The sequence below is a fragment of the Trueperaceae bacterium genome, from assembly GCA_036381595.1.
GTDB lineage: Bacteria > Deinococcota > Deinococci > Deinococcales > Trueperaceae > DASVCN01.
The window spans coordinates 15,446-35,176 of sequence record DASVCN010000020.1 but is presented as its reverse complement, the minus strand read 5'-3'; the positions used below and the strand labels follow the sequence as shown (position 1 = coordinate 35,176).

The following is a 19,731-nucleotide window of genomic DNA, read 5'->3' as shown; positions in this document are numbered from 1 at the left end:
GGCACCGATGGAGGAGGTATCGCGCTATCTGGCGGTGGAAACGCCGCCCCGGGCGGCTCGAGATGTCGATGCGCTGGAGCGGCCCAGGCGGGTCTCCGAGGAGCTGACGGGGATCGAGTACGGCCTGGAGGACTAGCTCGTGGGCGACGCCCCTGAGTGCCGCGGGCAGAGGATTCTCGCCGGATCAGTAGCCGCCGAACTGGACGTCCCCGGTGTAGCTGATCATCCACTGCACTCCGAACTTGTCGGTGAATGAGCCGTACTTCTCTGCCCACTCGGTCTTGGCAAGCTCCATCTCGACCTTGCCACCCTTCGACAGCGCTCCGAACAGCCGTTCGGCGTCCCCCGCCGAGTCGGCCTCCACGTAGATGTAGCTGTTGTTGCCGAAGGTTACCTTGAAGCCCATCGACTCCGGCGCGTCGGTGCCCATGAGCATGTCGTTCTCGCCGATCTTCAGCCCGATGTGCATGATCTTGTCCCGGTCGGCCTCCGCCAGTTGGCCGTTGTTCGCCGGCCCGAAGTCGCCGAAGCGCACGACGCTGGTGAACTCGCCGCCGAATACCGACCTGTAGAACTCGAACGCCTCTTCGGTGTTGCCGGGGAAGTTGAGATAGGTGTGTGCCGTGGCCATGGCCTGCTCCTTCCGACCTACCGGGACCGGATGTGAAGACCTGGGTCTCCAGAGTGACGCGTTCGATGGGGCGGAGAGGCCCGTCTCGTTCCCGGACTGAAGCAAGTGTATTTACACGTAACTACCGTGTCAATCATCCGCTACAACTCCCGCGTCCGTCCACGCCGCAGTTCCAGGCGGTCGTCCTGCATGAGGCCGGCAGCGATCTCTTCGACCGACACGACGGTGGTGTTGGTATAGGCGAGGCCCACCAGGCGGAAGAGCGACTCGGCGCGAGCGACCTCGTAGCGGCACCTCTGCAGGGAGGCGTACTCGCTCCCGCCCCGCCTGGCCTCGCGGATCTGCTGGAGGCGCAACGGGTCGATGGTCAGACCGTAGAGCTTCTCCCGGTACGGCATCAAAGGCAGTGGCAGATCGTGGCGTTCGAAGTCCTCGTCAGCCAGCGGGTAGTTGGCGGCGTAGAGGCCGTAGTGCATGGCCAGGTAGAGACAGGTAGGCGTTTTGCCCACCCGAGAGATGCCGACGAGGATGACATCGGCCTTATCGTAGTTGTTGGTACCCAGGCCGTCGTCGGTCCCCACCGCGAACTCCACCGCGTCTATCCGCTCCTGGTAGCGGGCCACGTTCCGCAGCCCGTGGAAGCTCCCTACCCGTTGATGGGGTTCGCGGCCCAGGAACGAGGCCAGCGGCTCGAGGAAGGCGCCGAACAGGTCGAGCACCAACGCTTCGGCCTCCTCGATCTGGGTCCGAACCTCGGCCTTGGAGATGCTCGAGACGACGAGGGCGGGGTGCTCGGACCGGTTGATCTCGTCGACCAGAACCTTGGCCTTCTCGATGCTGTCGACGAAGGAGCGGGTGACCAGGCGCGCCTCGAGATCGTCGAAGCGGGAGAGCAGGCTGCGGCCCAGCATCTCGGCGGTGACGCCCGTGTGGTCGGAAACGAAGTAAACCTTCAACACGCTCTACCCCCAACTGGAACCGGCCCCCCAACGACTCTAGCGCCTCGATGACGAGCGCCGTGAGCGGTGTGGGCGTCAACGCGACAACGTGACTCTGTGTGAGATGCCGGGTGCAGGGGCGGTTCGATTCTCTATCCTGTCATTCGAATTGCTCCCAACCTGGCAAGAGGGTGGGCGGGGCCCGACCCGGAGAGGCAGACAGTGGTCTACATACGCCGTTTCGACGAGCTGGGCATGACCGACATCGAGGAGGTAGGCGGCAAGAACGCCTCGATCGGCGAGATGATCGCCAACCTGCAGGGGGCCGGAGTTCGTGTGCCCTCCGGTTTCGCAACGACCGCCTCGGCGTTCCGTGAGTTCCTGGCGCAAGACGACCTCGATCGCCGGATAGAGGAACGTTTGCGTACGCTCGATGTGGCCGACGTGGTGGCGTTGGCGGAGGCGGGACGCTCGATACGGGAGGCGATCGAACAGGCGCCGCTCCCGGCGGGTCTCGAGCGGGCCGTAAGGGAAGCGTACGCCGAACTCGAGCGGGAAGGACCGGTGGACCTGTCGGTTGCCGTCCGCTCCTCGGCAACCGCCGAGGACCTGCCCGAGGCTTCGTTCGCCGGTCAGCAGGAGACGATCCTGAACGTTCGCGGGGTAGAGAACGTGCTCGCTTCCATCCGCTCCGTTTTCGCCTCGCTGTTCACCGACCGAGCAATCGCCTACCGCGTGCACCACGACTTCGATCACGCCGAGGTCGCCCTGTCGGCCGGAGTCCAGCGGATGGTGCGCAGCGACCTGGGAGCGAGCGGAGTCGCCTTCACCCTCGACACCGAGTCGGGCTTCCGCGACGCGGTCTTCGTCACCGCTGCCTACGGATTGGGCGAACTGCTGGTGCAAGGCGCGGTGGACCCGGACGAGTTCTACCTGTACAAGCCCGCCCTGCGGAGGGGTGACCGGGCGCTGCTCTCCAGGCGACTGGGCAACAAGCGGCAGAGGATGATCTACGCGCGCGACGGCGGCGGGACCGTCGAAACCGCCGAGGTCCCCCGCGAGCAGCAGCTCCTGTTCGCCCTAACCGACGAGGAGCTGGCCGAACTGGGCCGCCAGGCCCTGGCAATCGAGGAACACTACCGCCGCCCGATGGACATCGAGTGGGCAAAGGACGGCCTCGACGGGAAGATCTACATCCTCCAGGCGCGGCCCGAGACGGTGCAGAGCCGAGAGGGTCAGGTGCTCGAGCGGTTCCGGATGCTCGAGCGCACCCCGGTCGTCGCCCGAGGGCGCGCGGTCGGCTCGCGGATCGCGACGGGACCGGCCCGGGTGATCTCGGACCCGCGGGAGATGAGCCGGGTGCGAGACGGCGACGTCCTCGTGGCCGACATGACCGATCCCGACTGGGAACCGGTGATGAAACGTGCAGCGGCGATCGTCACCAACCGCGGCGGCAGGACCTGTCACGCCGCGATCATCGCCCGGGAGATGGGCGTGCCGGCGGTAGTGGGGTGCGGTGACGCCACCTCGCGCCTGCGTGACGGCGGTGACGTTACCGTCTGCTGCGCCGAGGGGGACGAGGGGCTGGTCTTCGCCGGCAGGCCGCGCTTCGAAAGGAGCACGGTGGAGCTCGGGCGGATGCCGGAGCTGCCTGTCGATATCATGATGAACGTCGCCACGCCCGAGCGGGCGTTCGCCTTCGCCGGCCTGCCCCACCGAGGTGTGGGCCTCGCCCGGATCGAGTTCGTCGTCAACAACGCCATCGGCGTTCACCCGCAGGCTCTCCTCGACTATCCCGACCTGCCGGAGGAGGTGCGTGACGAAGTGGCACAGCGAATCGCACCCTATGGTTCGGCGAGGGAGTTCTTCGTCGGCAAGCTAGCCGAGGGCGTTGCCACTATCGCCGCAGCCTTCGCCCCGCAGCCGGTGATCGTGCGACTCTCCGACTTCAAGTCGAACGAGTATGCCCACCTGCTGGGCGGCGACCGCTACGAACCGACGGAGGAGAACCCGATGATCGGCTTCCGCGGCGCCTCCCGTTACCGCTCGGCCGCGTTCGCCCCCTGTTTCGCGATGGAGTGCGAGGCGTTGCGGCGGGTCCGCGACGAGATGGGCCTCACCAACGTGAAGGTGATGGTGCCGTTCGTGCGGGCCGTGAGCGAGCTCGACGAGGTACTCGAGATCATGGCGGGTCACGGCCTGCAACGCGGGGTCAACGGCCTCGAGGTGATCATGATGTGTGAGGTCCCGTCGAACGCCGTCCTGGCGGACGCCTTCCTCGAGCGCGTCGACGGCTTCTCGATCGGCTCGAACGACCTCACGCAGTTGACCCTCGCCATCGACCGCGATTCCGGGCTGGTAGCCGACCTCTTCGACGAGCAGGACCCGGCGGTGCTGGCTCTGCTGGAGGCGGCGATCGGCGCCTGCAAGCGGGCAGGGAAGTACGTGGGCATCTGCGGTCAGGGGCCGTCGGACCATCCCGAGTTCGCCCGCTGGCTGCTCGAGCGCGGGATCGACTCGATCTCACTCAACCCCGATACCGTCCTGGAGACCTGGCTCTACCTGGCCGGCGAGGGGGAGGAGCAGCCGGAGACGACTACCTGAGGGGTCGCCTACCGGGACCGCGCAGCAGCCGCTACCCTGGCCCCTACCCTGGCGCCTGCCCGTAGCGGACCGCCGCCTTGGCTCGCGCCTTGGCGGCTTCCTCCTCCCTGTCCTTGGGGGGCGCGCTCGTCTCGAGCGAGTCGAGCAGTTCCCTGACGACCGCGCTGATCCGGCCCACGGCGAGGTCGAAAGCCTCCTCGTTCACCTTCGACGGCCTGGTGAAGCCGCTCACCTTGCGTACGAACTGCAGCGACGCCAGCCGCACTTCCTCGTCGGTCGCCGGCGGCTCGAAGTTGTAGAGCGTCCTGATGTTCCTGCACATGAGTTCCCACTCCTTCCGAGGGGTGACTTCAACCGGCCTCGCTCGACTGCCTCCAGATGTTCACGTCACCCTCCTGGGCGAAACGATCGATCTCGTTCAGCTCCTCCTGGCTGAACTCGCCGTTCTCCAGCGCCCGCACGTTCTCGTCGATCTGCTCCGGTCTGCTCGCTCCGATGAGGGCAGAGGTTACGCGTTCGTCGCGCAGTACCCAGGCGAGGGCCATCTGCGCGAGGCTCTGCCCGCGGCGCCTGGCGATCTCGTCGAGCCCGCGGATCCTCCGCAGGTTCTCCTCGTTCAGGAACTGGGAGGTCCTGAAGCTGGGGGCGTTGTTGGCCCTGGCCCCCTCCGGCACCCCGTGCAGGTATTTAGGGGTGAGCATCCCCTGGGCTAGTGGCGAGAAGGCGATGCAGCCCACGCCAAGCTCCCCCAGCGTGTCGAGCAGCTCCCCTTCGATCCAGCGGTTGAGCATCGAATAGGAAGGCTGGTGGATGAGGCAACGTACCCCCATCTCCGAGAGCAGAGCGACCGCCTCCCGAGTCTTGGCCGCCGAGTAGGAGGAGATGCCCACGTAGAGCGCCTTGCCCTGCTGCACAGCACTCGCCAACGCCCCCATGGTCTCCTCCAGGGGTGTTTCGGGGTCGAACCGGTGCGAGTAGAAGATGTCCACGTGGTCGAGACCCATGCGGCGGAGGCTGGCGTCGAGGCTGGAGAGGAGGTACTTGCGGGAGCCCCACTCGCCGTAAGGTCCCGGGTGCATCAGGTAACCAGCCTTGGTCGATACGACCAGCTCCTCCCTGAAGGGGCGCAGGTCCTTCCTCATGATCTCGCCGAAGTTCTCCTCGGCGGACCCGGGCGGCGGCCCGTAGTTGTTGGCCAGGTCGAAGTGGGTGATGCCCAGGTCGAAGGCTCGCCGGATCATCTCCCGGCCGCGTTCGAAGCTGCTGGTTCCCCCGAAGTTGTGCCATAGGCCCAGCGACAGTGCCGGCAGCTTGAGCCCGCTCCGGCCCGTCCGGTTGTAGGTCATGCGCTCGTATCTGTCTGCTGCTGGTATGTAAGGTTCGTCGGCCATACGATCTCTCCCGATCCTGCCGTAGGCTATCAACTTCGGTGCCGAGTGCGATGGTAGGGGGCGTCGAACCGGCACCGTCCGGAGTCCAGCAAGGAGTCTCTATATGCGCTTCGCAACGATACGCAACAACGGCAAGGAAGAGGCCGCCGTCGTAACCGGTCGCGGTGTCGTCCCTGTCAGCACCGTCAACGCCCACCACGGCACTTCCTGGCCAAACGACCTGCTCTCGCTCGTACAGAGGGGGTTGAGCCCGCGGCTGGTGGAGCAGGCTCGTGATCTGCCGGTGCTCGACGAGGAGACGACGACCTTCTGCCCGCTCTACCGCCACCCTAAGAAGATCTGGGGCATCGGCCTCAACTACAAGGCGCACGCCGACGACCTCGGCGCCCCCTACCCCACCGAGCCGGCGAGCTTCATCAAGGGCGAGCAGACGATCATCGGCCAGGGGGACAAGATACTGCTGCCGCCCCAGTCCGAGCGGGTGACCGCCGAGGCGGAACTGGGCGTGGTCATCGGTCGCGAATGCCGCCACGTGAGCAGTGACGAGGTGACCGACTACATCGCCGGCGTGTGCCTGGTAATCGACATGACGGCGGAGGACATCCTCCAACGCAACCCGCGCTTCCTCACCCGGGCGAAGAACTTCAACACGTTCTTCTCGTTCGGGCCCCAGCTGGTCACGCTCGACGAGATCGGTGATATCTCGAAACTGAAGGTGGGAACCTACAAGAACGGCCGGCTCCACCGTGAGAACGTGGTCTCGGACATGGCCTTCCCGCCGTTCGAGCTGGTCTCGTTCCACTCCCACGTGGCCACCCTCTTCCCGGGTGACATCATCAGCACCGGAACTCCCGGCGCGGTGGTGATCGAGAACGGCGACGTCGCCGAGTGCCGGATCGAAGGTCTGGGCCGGCTGACCAACCCGGTGCGGAGGATGTCGTAGCAGCGGCCCGGAGCTCTAGGGGTCAGGAAGTCGAGGTGCGCTGATGGAAGCGAAGGTTCGTCTCTGCCGGCCGGATGACCTGGACGCGGTCTACGAGATCTGCCTGCTCACCGGGGACGCCGGGAGCGACGCCTCGCACCTCTACGCCGACCCGCTGCTGCCCGGACATCTGTACGCGGCGCCCTACGTGACGCTCGAGCCCGAACACGCCTTCGTGCTGGAGGACGAAGCCGGGGTGTGCGGTTACGTCGTAGGGGCGCTCGACACGCGCGATTTCAGGCGACGGATGATCGAGCTCTGGCTGCCGCCGCTGCAGGCGAAGCTGCCTCTCCCGAACCCCGACCGCGAGGCATGGACTGCAGCCGACCACATCTACCACCAGGTCCACTTCCCCCGGCAGGAGTACCCGGAGTGGCTCGACGTTTTCCCCTCGCACCTCCACATCGACCTGCTTCCCAGGGCCCAGCGGCAGGGGCACGGCCGCGCGATGATGGAGAGGTTCCTCGGCATGATCGCCCGGGCCGGTTCACCGGGCGTCCACCTGGGTCTCGATCCCCGCAACGACGGAGCGCGGGCGTTCTACCGCGCCCTGGGCTTCAACGATTTCGACGCCGGCACGGAGGGGAGCGTGCGTATGGTGCGCCCTCTGCCCTGAGTCGTCCAGGCCGGGCCGGGCTCTGCCCCGAGTCGTCCAAGCTGGTGCGAGCTCTGCCCCGACTGGTCCAAGCTGGTGCGAGCTCTGCCCTGAGTCGTCCAGGCTGAGCCGGGCTCTGCCCCGAGTCGTCCAAGCTGGTGCGGGCTCTGCCCCGACTGGTCCAAGCTGGTGCGGGCTCTGCCCCGAGTCGTCCAGCCTGTTGCGCCTTGCGCCCCTCACCCGTACCCTGCAATTGGTTCCGGAGGGAGCGAGCATGAGCGATCTGGCTTCGAAGCAGTGCGTACCGTGCATGGGCGGCGTGCCGCCGCTCGAAGGCGAGGAGTTGCGGGAGCTCGAGCGGCGACTCGGGGGCGGCTGGCGGGTAGTGAACGACCACCACCTGGAGAAGACCTACGAGTTCGAGGACTTCCGCCAGGCCCTCGAGTTCACCAACAGGCTGGGCGAACTGGCCGAGGAGCAGGGTCACCACCCCGACATCCACCTGTCGTGGGGCAAGGTGGGCGTCGAGATCTTCACCCACAAGATCGACGGGCTCACCGAGAGCGACTTCGTGCTCGCAGCCAAGACCGACAAGCTCCTGCAGCCCAGCTAGCGACCCGGTTGGCGGCCGGAGCGCGCCGGCATTGAGCTTGGTCTCCCGGTAAGCGGAGCCGGGCTCTGTAGAATCGAAGGCGTGGCCCGCATCTTCACGGTCGGCTACGAGGGGACGACGGCGCAGGAGTTCATCGACTGCCTGCGAGAGAACGGCGTGTCTCTGCTCGTCGACGTGCGGGAGCGAACGGCCAGCCGCAAGGCCGGGTTCTCCAAGACCAGGCTCTCCGAGGCGCTCACGGAAGCGGGCATAGCCTACGAACATTGGCGAGACCTGGGAACACCCAAGCCTATCCGCGACCTGCTCAAGAAGGACAAAGACTGGGAAGCCTATCGTGAGGCTTACCTGCGGCGTCTCGACGACCGCCCCGATCTGGTGGCTGCTCTCGCCGAGCGAACCGCGCCGGAGGCGGCATGTCTGATGTGCTTCGAGCGGGACGCGCTCAGCTGCCACCGCTCACTGGTAGCCCAGCGGATGCGGGACCGGCGTTACGTCGAAGAGGTGGTGCACCTGGCGCCGATGCTGAGCAGGTGACCGGCACCTCCGACGAGGGTGCCCGCTGACCGCCCTCTCCCTGCTCGTCGAGGAGGTCGTAGGAGACGTCGAGGACGAGTTCGACGTCGGCGCGGCGGTAGACTCGACCTCGTGACCGTCAACTCCTCTCGTCGCAGAGTCGTCACCGGCGTCAACCTCGCACTTCTGATCACGCTCGCCCACACGGCCAACGACGCGTTCACCAACGTCCTGCCCGTTTACCTGCCCATCCTGCAGGTACGTTTCGACCTGGGAGAGGCGGCCCTGGCCGGCTTCGTGGCTCTGATCTCGCTGTCGTCGAACGTGATGCAGGCGTTCGCCGGTGCCCTGGCCGATCGCTGGGGGAGACGCCGCGCCGCGGCCCTGGGCCTGGTAGTGGGCTCGTTGCTGATGAGCTTCCTGGCGGTGGTACCCACCGTCTGGTCGCTGTTCCTGCTCCTCGCCGTGGGCGGGCTCGGCTCGGCGATATTCCACCCAGCGGCAGCTTCGATGGTGCACGCTGTGGGCGAACGGAAAGGCTTCGGCATGGGCCTGTTCATGGCCGGGGGGCCCATCGGGAGCGCCGCCATGCCGGTGGTCGTCCTCTACGTCATCCGCCAGTTCGGCATCGGCTACGTGCCCTGGTTGGCTGTCGTCGGCGTGATCCTCGGCCTCCTGCTCCTGTTCCTGACGCCGCGTCAGACGCAACCGCAGGCGAGCGCCCGGCCGCGCATCTTCGACCGTTCGCTGTTCACCGGACCTGTCGGGCTGTTGGCCCTGGCGGGCACGATGCGAGCCGTCGCCTTCATAAGTTTCACCAATGCCATGCCGCTCTACCTCGTGAACGTACGTGGCTTCGACACCGAGTCGGCCGTCATCGGCTGGACGCTGTTCGCCTACTCGGCCGCGGCCTCTGCCGGCGTCTTCCTCGCGGGTTCACTGGAGGGGCGAATGGGACGCGCCAAGCTCGCGACCGGCAGCATGCTGCTGGCCGCCCCGCTGCTCCTCTCCACCCTGCTGGTCAGCCCAGGCACCCTCGGTTTCTACGCCCTGGCGGCGCTGGCCGGGATGTTCACCAACGGCGCCATACCGCTGCTGCTGGTGAGCGCACAGGACCTCGCGCCGCACGCGGTCGCCAGCGCCTCCGGCATGCTGATGGGGTTCACCTGGGGCATGGCGGGCGTCCTCTACGTAGGTTTCGGCGCCTTCCAACAGCTCCTCGGCCTCACTCCCGCGCTGGCGCTGAGCTTCACTTTCGTCGTCCCGGCGGCGCTGTTGGCGCTGTTCATAATGCGCAAGTACGACCTGGGAACCGTCGCGCCTTCCCGCTAGTCTCCTGAGACCGCAGAACCCGGGGCAAGAGCCGTGTACTGCGGAGTTTGACGGGGTTCCTCGCGTTGCTCTATCATCCGAGTCCTAGACAAGTCAAATCCCTAGGAGGACGCGAATGAAGCACGCCCTGGTGTTCCCGTTCCGTACGGTCGTGGTGGCTGTGACGATGCTCCTGCTGGCAGTGCCCGTGGCCCGGGCCCAGGATCCCGACATTCGCGTCGCCCTTGGCGACATCGAGAGCGTCGAGACTCTGAACCTGTTCGTGGCGCTCGAGCGCGTACGCGAGCGGGGCGTGACCGTCGAGCTGATCGAGCTCACATCGGAAGATCTTGCGACCCAGGCGGTGGTGAACGGCCAGGCCGACGTAGGGATCGGCGCTCCCTACGCGTTGATCCAGCGGGTCAACGCACCGATCCGCATCTTCTACCAGTTGCAGACGCTGCGCTTCTTCCCGGTGGTGAACGCCGAGAAGTATCCGGACTGGCAAGCGCTCGACGGCCAGCCGTTCGCCGTCCATTCGCGCGGTTCCGGGACCGAGGCCGCCGCGCACTACATCGAGGCGGTGGAGGGGATCGAGTTCTCGGAGATCAGCTTCGTACCCGGCTCCGAGGTACGGGCGACCGCGCTGCTGCGCGGCAACATCGACGCCACCTTCCTCGACATCCCGAACCGAAACTTCGTGATGGAACAGGCTCCGGGCCAGTTCCACAGTCTGCCCATGCCCGATATCGACGCGAGCGACGAGGCCCTCTTCGCCAATGTCGAGTGGCTGGAGAACAACCAGGAGGCCGTCCAGGTGCTGCTCGAGGAGCTTCTCTCGACCTGGCGGGAACTCAACGAGGATCCGTCGTTCCTTATGGAGGAGCGTGAGCGGCTGGGTCTGCTGCAGGACCTCCCGGCGGAGCTCGAGGAAGAGATCTTGCCCTACTACGAAGCGGGCGTAGAAGCGAACATCTTCCCGACCGACGGTGGTGGGCGAAACGCTGCCGAGTCCGACTTCGACTTCTATACGAAGTCGGGTCAGCTGGAAGGCGACCCGGAGTCGCTGGCGGTCGAGGATTTCTGGTACCTGGCGCCGCTGGAGACCTTGCTGGAGAGCATGGGCGGATAGCTTGATCCGTACCGAGGACCTGAATGCCGAACGGCGAGCACAGTCACGGGCCGGCAACTGGCTGGGGCGCAACGCCTGGGTGTGGCGACTACTCTCTATCCTGCTGGTGTTCGCCCTCTGGGAGTGGGCCGGCAGGGTGCCGGTGAGTATCGCGTTCCCGACCTTCACGGCCACCATGGCGGCCTTCTTCGAGATGCTCGCCGACGGCACCTTCCTCGCCGCCTACGCCGAGACGATCCAGCCGCTCGTGGTAGGGGTGCTGCTCTGCGCCGCCGGCGGAGTCCTGGCGGGCGTCGTGATGGGCCTCTCGAAGCGCGCCGAGTGGCTCGGCCTGCCCATGTTCATCGTCCTGCAGGCGGCACCGTCGGCCGCGATAGTCCCGCTGATCACCTTCATCTACGGCATCGGCTTCGCCGCCAAGGTACTGGCGGTGGTGCTTCTCTCTGCCCCCGTCATCGTCCTCAACTCGTACCGGGGCATCGCCAACACTCCACGGATCTTGGTCGAGATGGGCAACTCGTTCCAGGCGAGCCGCTGGCAACTGATCAGCAAGATCATCCTGCCGGCCGCCAGCGGCCTGATCTTCGCCGGGCTGCGCCTCGGTGTGGCGCAGGGATTCACCGGCGCCGTGCTGGCCGAACTGCTGATCACGCCCACCGGCGTCGGCGACCTGATCACCTATTACCGTTCACTGGCGCTCTACTCCTACATGTTCGCCTCGATCTTCTCACTGGTGATATTCGCCAGCGTGACCGTCACCATGCTGCAGGGGCTGGAGCAGCGGATATTCCGGCCCGAGACGAGGCCCGCATGAGCGACGTTCGCGCTGCCCCCAGCGCCTCTGCCCAGCGGCAGGGTGCGCCGGCCGTCCGGCTGGTGGGCCTCAGCAAGGAGTTCCCCGGCAGCGGACTGGTTCTCGACCGGATCACTCTCGACATGCCCGAGGGCGAACTCACCAGCCTGATAGGGCCGAGCGGTTGCGGCAAGACCACCGCCCTCAAGATCATCGCCGGCCTCGTCCCCGCCAGCGGCGGCGAAGTGCTGGTACAGGGGGAGCGGGTCAGCGGCCCCGGGCCCGATAGGGCCCTGGTGTTCCAGGAGTTCGCGCTGCTTCCGTGGGCGACCGTGCTCCGCAACGTCGGCTTCGGCCTCGAGCTGCGCGGAGTGCCGCGCAAGGAGCGAGAGGAGATCGCCAGGGTCTACCTGGAGAGGGTGAAGCTCTCGGGCTCCGTGCAGAAGTATCCGCACCAACTGTCGGGCGGCATGCGTCAGCGGGTGGGCCTGGCCCGGGCGCTGGCCGTCGACGCCAACATCATCCTGATGGACGAGCCGTTCGCCTCGGTCGACGAGCAGACCCGGCGGCAGTTCCAGGAGGACCTGCTTCACCTGCTGGCCCAGGAACGCAAGACGGTAGTCTTCATCACCCACTCGATAGAGGAGGCGGTCTACGTTTCCGATCAGATCGCCATCCTGACCCGCGGTCCCGCCCGGGTCTCGAAGGTCGTGCGACCCGAGATAGACCGAGGCAGCAACTATGACGACATCCGCCGCGACTCGACCTACCTCGACTGCGTCGAGGAGATCTGGGTCGAACTGCGGCGCTACCTCACGGAATGAGCGGACAGCGGCGATGACCATCCTCGACCGACGTATCCCGATGGCGTTCTCGCTGCTGGTCTGGCTGGTGGTTTGGGAGGTGATCGGCCAACTCGACCTGATCATGCTGATCCCGCCCTTCTCCCAGGTCTTCCTGGCGCTCTTCGAAGTGATGGGCACCCAGCGCTTCGTCGAGGCCATCACTATCACCGGCAAGGCCTTCCTCATCGGCATGGCGCTCTCCCTGCTAGTCGGCGTCGGGGTGGGCATCCTGATGGGCCGGAACCGGATTATCGGTCAGGTGATGGGCATGTGGGTGAACATCTTCGAGAGCTCGCCTCTGACCGCGATCGTGCCGGCGCTGATGGCCCTCCTGGGGTTCGGGTTGCCGACGATGATCGTGACCGTCTTCCTCTTCTCGGTCTGGGTGATCGCGCTCGACACCCAGGTCGGGGTCCAGCAAGTCGACCGCTCGCTGGTGGAGATGGGCAACTCGTTCGGCGCCTCGAAGGGCGACCTCTACCGCAAGATCATCTTCCCGGCCGCTCTGCCGGAGCTGCTGGCCGGGCTGCGGCTCGGCTTCATCCGCGGCGTCAAGGGCGTCGTCATCGGCCAGCTCCTCATCGCCGTGACCGGCGTCGGCTACCTGTTCGAGATCTATTCGCGCAACTTCCTGATGCCCGAATTCTGGGCGCTGCTGATCGTGGTCTTCGCCTTCGCCTTCGTCACCTCGGAGCTGATCGCCCTCTTCGAGAGGAGGGTGGAGTACTACGCCTCCGGTCGCTAGCTCTGGGTCGTGCGCTCTCCACCCATACAATGAGTGAGGTTCGTAGCCGTTCTCTCAGGCCGCCCCTGGCCCGAATTCCACAGCGAGGTACAGCCAGATGAACTACGTCATCCCCAGCCCTCCCACCCCGGTCCTGGAGGTTCGCGGCAAGGACGCCGGCTTCCCGGTGCGGCGCATCTACTGCGTCGGTCGCAACTACGCCGATCATGCAGTGGAGATGGGCCACGACCCCGACAAGGAACCGCCCTTCTTCTTCACCAAGCCGGCCGACGCGATAGTCCCCGGCGGTGGAGAGGTACCCTTCCCGGTGGCTACCGAGGAGCTCCACCACGAGATCGAGCTGGTTGTCGCGCTGGCCGGTGGCGGCAGCGACATCAAGACCGAGGACGCTCTGCAGCACGTCTACGGTTACGGGGTCGGACTCGACATGACGAGGCGCGATCTGCAGGCGGTGGCCAAGAAGATGGGGCGCCCCTGGGACATGGCCAAGGGCTTCGATCGCTCGGCGCCCATCAGCGCTCTCGTCACCGCGGCCGAGATCGGCCACCCCGAGGCGGGGGCGATCTGGCTCGAGGTCGACGGTGAGCGGCGCCAGAACGGCGATCTCGCCCAGCAGATCTGGAAGGTGCCGGAGACTATCGCCTACCTGAGCACCCTCGTGACCCTGGCCCCGGGTGACCTGATAATGACCGGCACGCCCGCCGGGGTGAATGCCGTCGCCCCCGGGAGCAGCTTGCACGGTCACATCGACGGCATAGGCGAGATCGAGGTCCGCTACCGAGCAGGCGGGTAAAGCTGTGAGTCTCGAACCGCTCATCGACCTGGTTGGGCGCTGGCAGGGGCAGAGCACCCTCCAGGATCCGCTGCAGGGAGTGGCGGACGAGAGCGAATCGAAACTGGTCGTTTCGCCGCTCCTGGGAGGCAGGTTCGTAAGTCTCGACTACGACTGGAGCTACCAGGACCAACCTCAGGAAGGCTCGCTGCTGCTGGGTTACGAACCGGCTTCGCAGCCGGTTACAGCTCACTGGATCGACAGCTGGCACATGGGTCGCGGTGTGATGGCCTGCCGGGGCAGCGCACGAGGCGGCAAGTATGCAGTGACCGGGTCGTACTCGGTACCGGGCGGGGAACCGTGGGGCTGGCGGATCGAGCTGGAAGCGGGTCCGGGCCTTCACCTGATCATGTACAACATCACGCCCCAGGGCGAAGAGGGTCTTGCGGTCGAGGCAAGTTACTTCAAGGTTTCACTCGGCTCACTCATCAGCGTCTGTTTGTCCGGCAGTTCAACCCGCTGCTCCCCCTCGTTCTCTTCGGCAGGCGGCAGAGTGAAGTAGAAAGTGGAGCCCTTGTCCGGCGTCCCATCAGCCCACAGCTTGCCGCCGTGGCGGGAAATTATTCGATGCACCAGTGACAGGCCGACTCCGGTCCCGGAGAACGGCCTTTCCGGGTGGAGCCGCTGGAACGGGGTGAACAGGCGGCCCGCGTAGCGCATGTCGAAACCGATGCCGTTGTCTCGCACGAAGTACACCCGCTGATCGCCGTGCTGTTCGGAGCCGAACTCGACATGAGCGGTTTGACCGTTCTTGGTGAATTTCCAGGCGTTGGCGAGAAGGTTTTCGAGTGCTATGCGCAGCAGGCTGGCGTCGCCACTTACCGCGAGTTCATCCCCAACGCTGAAGTCCACCGTGCTGTCGTCATAGCTTTCGCGCAGGCTGGCCGCGATCTCCCTGGCGATGTCAGCCATGTCAACGGGTTCGCGGCGCAGCATACCGCTGGAAATTCGCGACAGCTCCAGCAGGTCGTCGATGAGGTCGCCCATTCGTGCCGCGCCCGCTCGTACCCGGTTGAGGTAGCCTTGGCCGGTCTCGTCCAGCTTGTCGCCATACTCTTCGAGAAGCACCTGGGCGAAGCCGTCGATTCCGCGTAAGGGCGCCCTGAGATCGTGGGACACGGAGTAGTTGAACGCTTCGAGTTCGTCGTTGCTCGCTTTCAACTGCTTGGTCCGATCGTCGACCTTCTGCTCGAGCCTGAGGTTCAGCTCTCGCACGTTCTGCTCCGCCTGCCGGCGCTCGGAAATGTCGACGAAATTGATGATGACTCCTTCGATCCGATCATCGATGGATCGATACGGAAGCAGGCGGATCAGGAACCAGTGGCCTTCTGCGCTCTCGGCCTCGCGTTCGACTCGCTCCAGGCTGGCCAGCACCTGCTTGGCGTCGGAAATCAACGTGGGGTAGCCGAGGCGGTTCGTGAGGTCGGCGAGAGGCCGACCACGGTCGTTCCCCCGAATGTTGAAGATCTCTTCGACCCTGGGGGTGTAGCGGAGGATGCGGAGTTCTCGGTCCAGGAAGATGGTGGCTATCTCGGTCGAGCTGAGCAGGTTCTGGAGGTCGGCGCTGACTTGAGCGAGCTCCTCCATTTTGTGGCGGTTCTCCTGGTTTACCGTTACGAGCTCCTCGTTCATCGACTGGAGCTCCTCCTTGGACGTCTCGAGCTCCTCCAGGGCAGAGCGAAGCTCCTCGTTCATCGATTGGAGCTCCTCGTTGCCGGCCCACATCTCCTCCTGGTTGGTGTTGTGTTCGTCCATCACCGACTGCAGGCGTTTTCGGGCCAGGTCGAGCTCCCGTTGCAGGTCGCGTTCCCTCGTGTTCGTGGTGTCATCGGGACTGTCGGATAGCGGCTCGGCGGGTGGGCGCTCGTCGAAGATCAAAAGTACAGGCCCGGGTCCGTTCTCTGTCGCGGCCGGTCGCACGTCGATGGTCACTTCCCGGTGGTCGCTACCGAGCATCATCGGGACCGCCCGGGTCCTGACCGGCTCGCGCTCTTGACGGGCGGAGTGGAGCGAGGTGCTGAGCTCCATCCGCAGCTCTTCCCGGATCAGCTTGGACACCTCATTGGTAGGTACCCCGCCGGGATGGACCAGATAGCGTCCGGCGCCCTTGGAGAGGTGCAAGACCTTGTCGTCGGCGCCGATCAGGACACTCGGTGGGGCGTACTGCTCGACTATCGTTTCGTGGGCGACTCCGTAGCTGGCGGTGTCGTTCGCTCTGGCCGGCGCGCGCCTGCCACCGGCGGCAAAAGGCAACGTGGGTGCGAAAACCGGCAGGCGCGCATTGCCAGTGGGTGCATCCTTCTTCCGGTAAACGCTGTGCTCCTTGCTCTCCAGTTGAAAGAAGTCGGAGCGCTCTACCGTTTCGGAGGTGCCGAGCAAGAGGATGCCGTTGGCGTTCAGGGAGTAGTGGAAGACGTCCATGACATCGGCCTGGGCGCCTCGCTGGAGGTAGATCAGGACGTTGCGGCAGGTGATCATGTCCAGCCTGGAGAAGGGTGCATCGGAAAGCAGGTTGTGCTGCGTGAACAGAACTATCTCGCGCAGGTCCGGCCTTACCGTGTAGCCGCCATCCTCCTTGATGAAGAAACGACTGAGTCGCTCGGGCGAAACGTTTTCTGAAATGGTTTCGGGATAATAGCCAGACCGTGCTGTCTTGAGGGAATGCTCGTGCAGGTCGCTGGCGAATACCTGTAGCCGCGGAGGACTGCCGTGCTTGCTTCGTTCCTCCTGCAGCAACATGGCGATGGAGTAGGCCTCCTCGCCGGTGGAACAACCTACCGACCACACTCGGATCACGTCGTCCGGTCCCTTGTCGGTGAAAAGCGCCGGGATTATGTCCTCTTCGAGTCTCGCGTAGATCTGGGGGTCGCGGAAGAACTCGGTTACGGTTATCAGGAACTCGTCCGCGAGGGCTTGTACCTCCGATGCGTTTCGTCGCAACAGGCCGACGTAGTCCTCGAGCTTCTCGATTTGTTCGAGCTGCATTCGACGACTTATCCGCCTCAGAATCGTCGACTGCTTATAGCGAGAGAAGTCCCTGCCGGTACGAGACTGCACCTGCGAGAAGACCGTCTGGAGGAGCCGGCGTTGTGCCTCCTCCAGATCGTCGCTGTTCCTGGCGCCGTCGAGATCAGGTTCGGTCGCAACATAGGAACGTATCGCCTGAGGTATCTCCTCGACCGGCAGCACGAGGTCCACGAGTCCCGTAGCGAGGGCGCTTCGCGGCATGCCGGAGTACTCGGCCTCGTTCGGATCCTGGATGATGGTGAGGCCACCCAGATTCTTTATCTTGCGCAGGCCGAGCGCACCATCGCTCCCGGTGCCGGTAAGTACGACTCCGATCGCGTGGCCATCATGAGTTTCCGCCAGCGTCTTGAAGAAATGGTCGATCGGCGCCCTTTCGCGGCGCGATTTCTCGAGATCCGAGAGCCTGAGGTGGGTGTCGATGCTGGACAGGTTGCTGCCGGGTGGGATGACGTAGACGCGATCTGGTTCGAGGGCAACGTCCTCGGTCACCTGTTGAACGGGAATATTGGCACTAGGCTGCAGCAGATCGGCCAGGTGGCTCTCATGTTCCGGGGCGAGGTGCATCACGACGACGTATGCCAGGCCGCTGGTGGCCGGCACCTTCGCGAAGAAGAGTTTGAGGGCCGCCAAGCCACCGGCAGACGCGCCTATGGCTACCACCGAGGGTCTGGGAGCCTGTCGGGGTAATGGCACCTTGGCCGCGCTTTTCGATTTTGGACTATCGCGCGACGTATCGGAAGCCTGCGTCCTGTGTTCGCTGCCGGCCATTAGCTACCCCACATTCACGATTGGCTCGTACATGAGTATAGGTGTTCGACCGGGGCAATACCGCGCGGCCCGATGCTTTCGCTCTGAATGTCGCGGTGGGCACCGGAGTGGAGGTGGCTGCGCCGCGTCGCCTGTTCGGTGGGCGTAGCGGCTGGCAGCAGCTATTGACATGTGACTAAAGGGTCACCGGTACTCCGCCCGTGGTAGAGCAAAGTGCCAACGGGATCGCCGGCCGCAGTCGGCGGTTTCCAGCAAAGGAGCTTCGACGGTCACCTGGGAGATCACTGAGGTGGAGGATTCCTGTCGCCTGCTGGTCACCCACAGCGAGCTTCGGGAGGGCGCAAACGAGGAGCTGTACGGCGGCTGGCCGATGATCCTCTCGGGCCTCAAGACCTGGCTCGAGACCGGTGAGAAGCTCACCACTCCCGGTTCGCTGATGCATACTGAACACCGTTTCCAAAAAAGGCGAGCCGATGAGAACGGGCTCGGCTCCATGTGGAGCGGAGGTTCACCCGGGGGGCGGCCCGAGGAGCGGGCTTAATCGGGCGGATCCAGGAGCGCGCCCGATGGCGTGACGTTGTAGGCGCGCAGCCGCGGTCAACCGTTCAGGTCGATGACCGAGAGGCTGGCCGGATTCGCCGGCACGAGCAGCGTGGAGATCCACTCGTCCGGTGCGTTGTCCGGCACGGCCCTGCACCTGCTTTCGCTGGCTTTCTCGCTGTTTATAGTGAATCAAAACACGAATCCAGGAGGACCAACCTGATGCCAGCCGTGGACCCCAAGCGGACCGTTGCCGAACTGAAGGATCTACGTTCTTTCACAGCCAACGAAGAGGGCGCCCAGCGAGTCGCCTTCACCGAAACCTGGGCTGCCGCCAGGAAGTGGCTGCGGGAGAAGCTCGAGGCGTTGCCGGTCGAGGTGCACCGCGATGAAGCCGGCAACCTCTGGGCGACCATGCAGGGCGAGTCCGACAAGGCCCTCCTGATAGGCGGGCACATCGACAGCGTTCCCAACGGCGGCTGGCTCGATGGCTGCCTGAATACCCTCGCCGGGGTCGAGATCCTGCGCCGGGTCGCCCAGGAGTATGACGGCAAGCCGCCGGTGACGGTGAGGCTCGTCGACTGGGCCGATGAGGAGGGAGCGCGCTTCGGCAAGAGTCTCTTCGGTTCCTCGGCATGCTCAGGCAACCTCGACATGGACGAGGCGCGAGGGCTGGTGGACAAGGATGGCGTCAAGCTACCCGAAGCCCTGAAGGCGCAGGGGATCGACTTCGAGCGGGTGAAGGAGTGCGGTAAGGAGCTGGTGAACGCTGCCGCCTACCTCGAGCTCCACATCGAGCAGGGGCCGGTGCTCCTCGACATGGACCTGCCGCTGGGCACGGTGCTGGGAACTTTCGGGGTGGAGCGTCACGCCATGACCTTCCACGGTCAGGCCGCCCATTCCGGCTCTACCCCCATGAACCGCCGCAAGGACGCCTTTCTGGCCGCGGCCAGGATGAGTCCCGAAATCTACCGGATCACCGATCGGCACGGCGGAGTGTGCACGATCGGCAGTTGCACCACCAAGCCGGGGATCGTCACGAGCGTGGTGGAGGAGTGCCGGATAACCCTGGACCAGCGGCACCTCGACGGTGATGCGCTTGCCAAGATGCTGAGTGACGCCAAGGAGGCGAGTGAACGGTTCGCGCGAGAAGCCGACGTCACCGTCAAGTGGGAGCGCCTCTGGCAGATAGACCCGGTGCTCTTCAACGAGGAGTTGCTGCGGATGTGCGACGAGGCGATCGATGAGACAAGCGGCCAGGTCCACCGGCTGCCGTCAGGGCCGCTGCACGACGCCGCCGAACCGGGCCGGATCGGGATACCCACGGTGATGATGTTCGTGCAAAGCCTCCACGGGATCTCCCACAACAAGATAGAGGACACCAAGGAGGAGCACATCGAGATGGCGGTGACGGCGTTCGACAAGCTGGCGTCGAAGGCGATGGCCTGGCTGGCCTAGTTGCTCAGTTCGT

19 protein-coding genes and 1 pseudogene are annotated in these 19,731 nt (G+C 65.2%); 15 read left to right on the top strand and 5 right to left on the bottom strand.

The window, feature by feature from the left end; genetic code table 11:
• Positions 1-7: 7 nt before the first annotated feature.
• A complete protein-coding gene (locus VF168_05275) occupies positions 8-136 on the top strand; it encodes a hypothetical protein (protein HEX7003574.1) in 129 nt (42 codons plus the stop codon).
• Positions 137-184: 48 nt separating this feature from the next.
• On the opposite strand, the gene VF168_05270 is transcribed toward VF168_05275, so the two are convergent.
• Together VF168_05270 and VF168_05265 are read right to left on the bottom strand one after the other, a co-directional pair.
• Positions 185-631, bottom strand: a complete 447-nt coding sequence (locus tag VF168_05270; GenBank protein HEX7003573.1) for a VOC family protein — start codon at positions 629-631, stop codon at positions 185-187.
• Between the two features lie 140 nt (positions 632-771).
• Complete coding sequence (locus VF168_05265) at positions 772-1,590, bottom strand: pyruvate, water dikinase regulatory protein (protein HEX7003572.1); 819 nt, start codon at positions 1,588-1,590, stop codon at positions 772-774.
• Between the two features lie 201 nt (positions 1,591-1,791).
• On the opposite strand from VF168_05265, the gene ppsA reads away from it, so the two are divergent.
• A complete protein-coding gene (gene ppsA / locus VF168_05260; protein ID HEX7003571.1) occupies positions 1,792-4,173 on the top strand; it encodes a phosphoenolpyruvate synthase in 2,382 nt (793 codons plus the stop codon).
• A 43-nt stretch (positions 4,174-4,216) separates the two neighbouring features.
• Here ppsA and VF168_05255 read toward each other — a convergent pair whose 3' ends face one another.
• Both VF168_05255 and mgrA read right to left on the bottom strand, forming a co-directional pair.
• Positions 4,217-4,495, bottom strand: coding sequence for a DUF2277 domain-containing protein (locus VF168_05255; GenBank protein HEX7003570.1), 279 nt, complete (start codon positions 4,493-4,495; stop codon positions 4,217-4,219).
• A 28-nt stretch (positions 4,496-4,523) separates the two neighbouring features.
• Complete coding sequence (mgrA, locus tag VF168_05250; GenBank protein HEX7003569.1) at positions 4,524-5,564, bottom strand: L-glyceraldehyde 3-phosphate reductase; 1,041 nt, start codon at positions 5,562-5,564, stop codon at positions 4,524-4,526.
• A gap of 103 nt (positions 5,565-5,667) precedes the next feature.
• Between mgrA and VF168_05245 the strand changes: the two genes are divergently transcribed.
• The 11 genes from VF168_05245 (at position 5,668) to VF168_05195 (ending at position 14,427) form a co-directional block, all read left to right on the top strand.
• Positions 5,668-6,507, top strand: a complete 840-nt coding sequence (locus tag VF168_05245; protein HEX7003568.1) for a fumarylacetoacetate hydrolase family protein — start codon at positions 5,668-5,670, stop codon at positions 6,505-6,507.
• Between the two features lie 43 nt (positions 6,508-6,550).
• Positions 6,551-7,162 (top strand): GNAT family N-acetyltransferase, encoded by a 612-nt coding sequence (locus VF168_05240; GenBank protein ID HEX7003567.1) that lies wholly within the window; start codon positions 6,551-6,553, stop codon positions 7,160-7,162.
• A gap of 253 nt (positions 7,163-7,415) precedes the next feature.
• Complete coding sequence (locus tag VF168_05235; GenBank protein ID HEX7003566.1) at positions 7,416-7,754, top strand: 4a-hydroxytetrahydrobiopterin dehydratase; 339 nt, start codon at positions 7,416-7,418, stop codon at positions 7,752-7,754.
• A gap of 81 nt (positions 7,755-7,835) precedes the next feature.
• Positions 7,836-8,288, top strand: a complete 453-nt coding sequence (locus VF168_05230) for a DUF488 domain-containing protein (GenBank protein HEX7003565.1) — start codon at positions 7,836-7,838, stop codon at positions 8,286-8,288.
• A 111-nt stretch (positions 8,289-8,399) separates the two neighbouring features.
• Complete coding sequence (locus VF168_05225) at positions 8,400-9,599, top strand: MFS transporter (protein ID HEX7003564.1); 1,200 nt, start codon at positions 8,400-8,402, stop codon at positions 9,597-9,599.
• Between the two features lie 115 nt (positions 9,600-9,714).
• Positions 9,715-10,710, top strand: a complete 996-nt coding sequence (locus tag VF168_05220) for an ABC transporter substrate-binding protein (protein ID HEX7003563.1) — start codon at positions 9,715-9,717, stop codon at positions 10,708-10,710.
• Between the two features lies 1 nt (position 10,711).
• Complete coding sequence (locus VF168_05215) at positions 10,712-11,524, top strand: ABC transporter permease (GenBank protein ID HEX7003562.1); 813 nt, start codon at positions 10,712-10,714, stop codon at positions 11,522-11,524.
• Complete coding sequence (locus VF168_05210) at positions 11,521-12,327, top strand: ABC transporter ATP-binding protein (GenBank protein HEX7003561.1); 807 nt, start codon at positions 11,521-11,523, stop codon at positions 12,325-12,327. Before VF168_05215 ends, VF168_05210 begins: the two co-directional genes overlap by 4 nt.
• A 13-nt stretch (positions 12,328-12,340) precedes the next feature.
• Positions 12,341-13,093: an ABC transporter permease subunit gene (locus VF168_05205; protein ID HEX7003560.1), complete on the top strand. Its 753-nt coding sequence runs from the start codon at positions 12,341-12,343 to the stop codon at positions 13,091-13,093.
• Positions 13,094-13,190: 97 nt separating this feature from the next.
• Entirely contained in the window at positions 13,191-13,886 is a 696-nt protein-coding gene (locus VF168_05200) for a fumarylacetoacetate hydrolase family protein (GenBank protein HEX7003559.1), read from the top strand.
• 4 nt (positions 13,887-13,890) lie between these two features.
• Positions 13,891-14,427, top strand: a complete 537-nt coding sequence (locus VF168_05195) for a DUF1579 family protein (GenBank protein ID HEX7003558.1) — start codon at positions 13,891-13,893, stop codon at positions 14,425-14,427.
• Here the strand turns inward: VF168_05195 and VF168_05190 are convergent.
• Entirely contained in the window at positions 14,325-17,720 is a 3,396-nt protein-coding gene (locus VF168_05190) for a chemotaxis protein CheB (GenBank protein HEX7003557.1), read from the bottom strand. The two genes, VF168_05195 and VF168_05190, sit on opposite strands and share 103 nt — an antisense overlap.
• 247 nt (positions 17,721-17,967) lie before the next feature.
• On the opposite strand from VF168_05190, the pseudogene VF168_05185 reads away from it, so the two are divergent.
• Positions 17,968-18,261 (top strand): annotated as a pseudogene (locus VF168_05185) (SRPBCC domain-containing protein).
• Between the two features lie 221 nt (positions 18,262-18,482).
• A complete protein-coding gene (locus VF168_05180; protein ID HEX7003556.1) occupies positions 18,483-19,718 on the top strand; it encodes a hydantoinase/carbamoylase family amidase in 1,236 nt (411 codons plus the stop codon).
• Positions 19,719-19,731 lie beyond the last annotated feature (13 nt).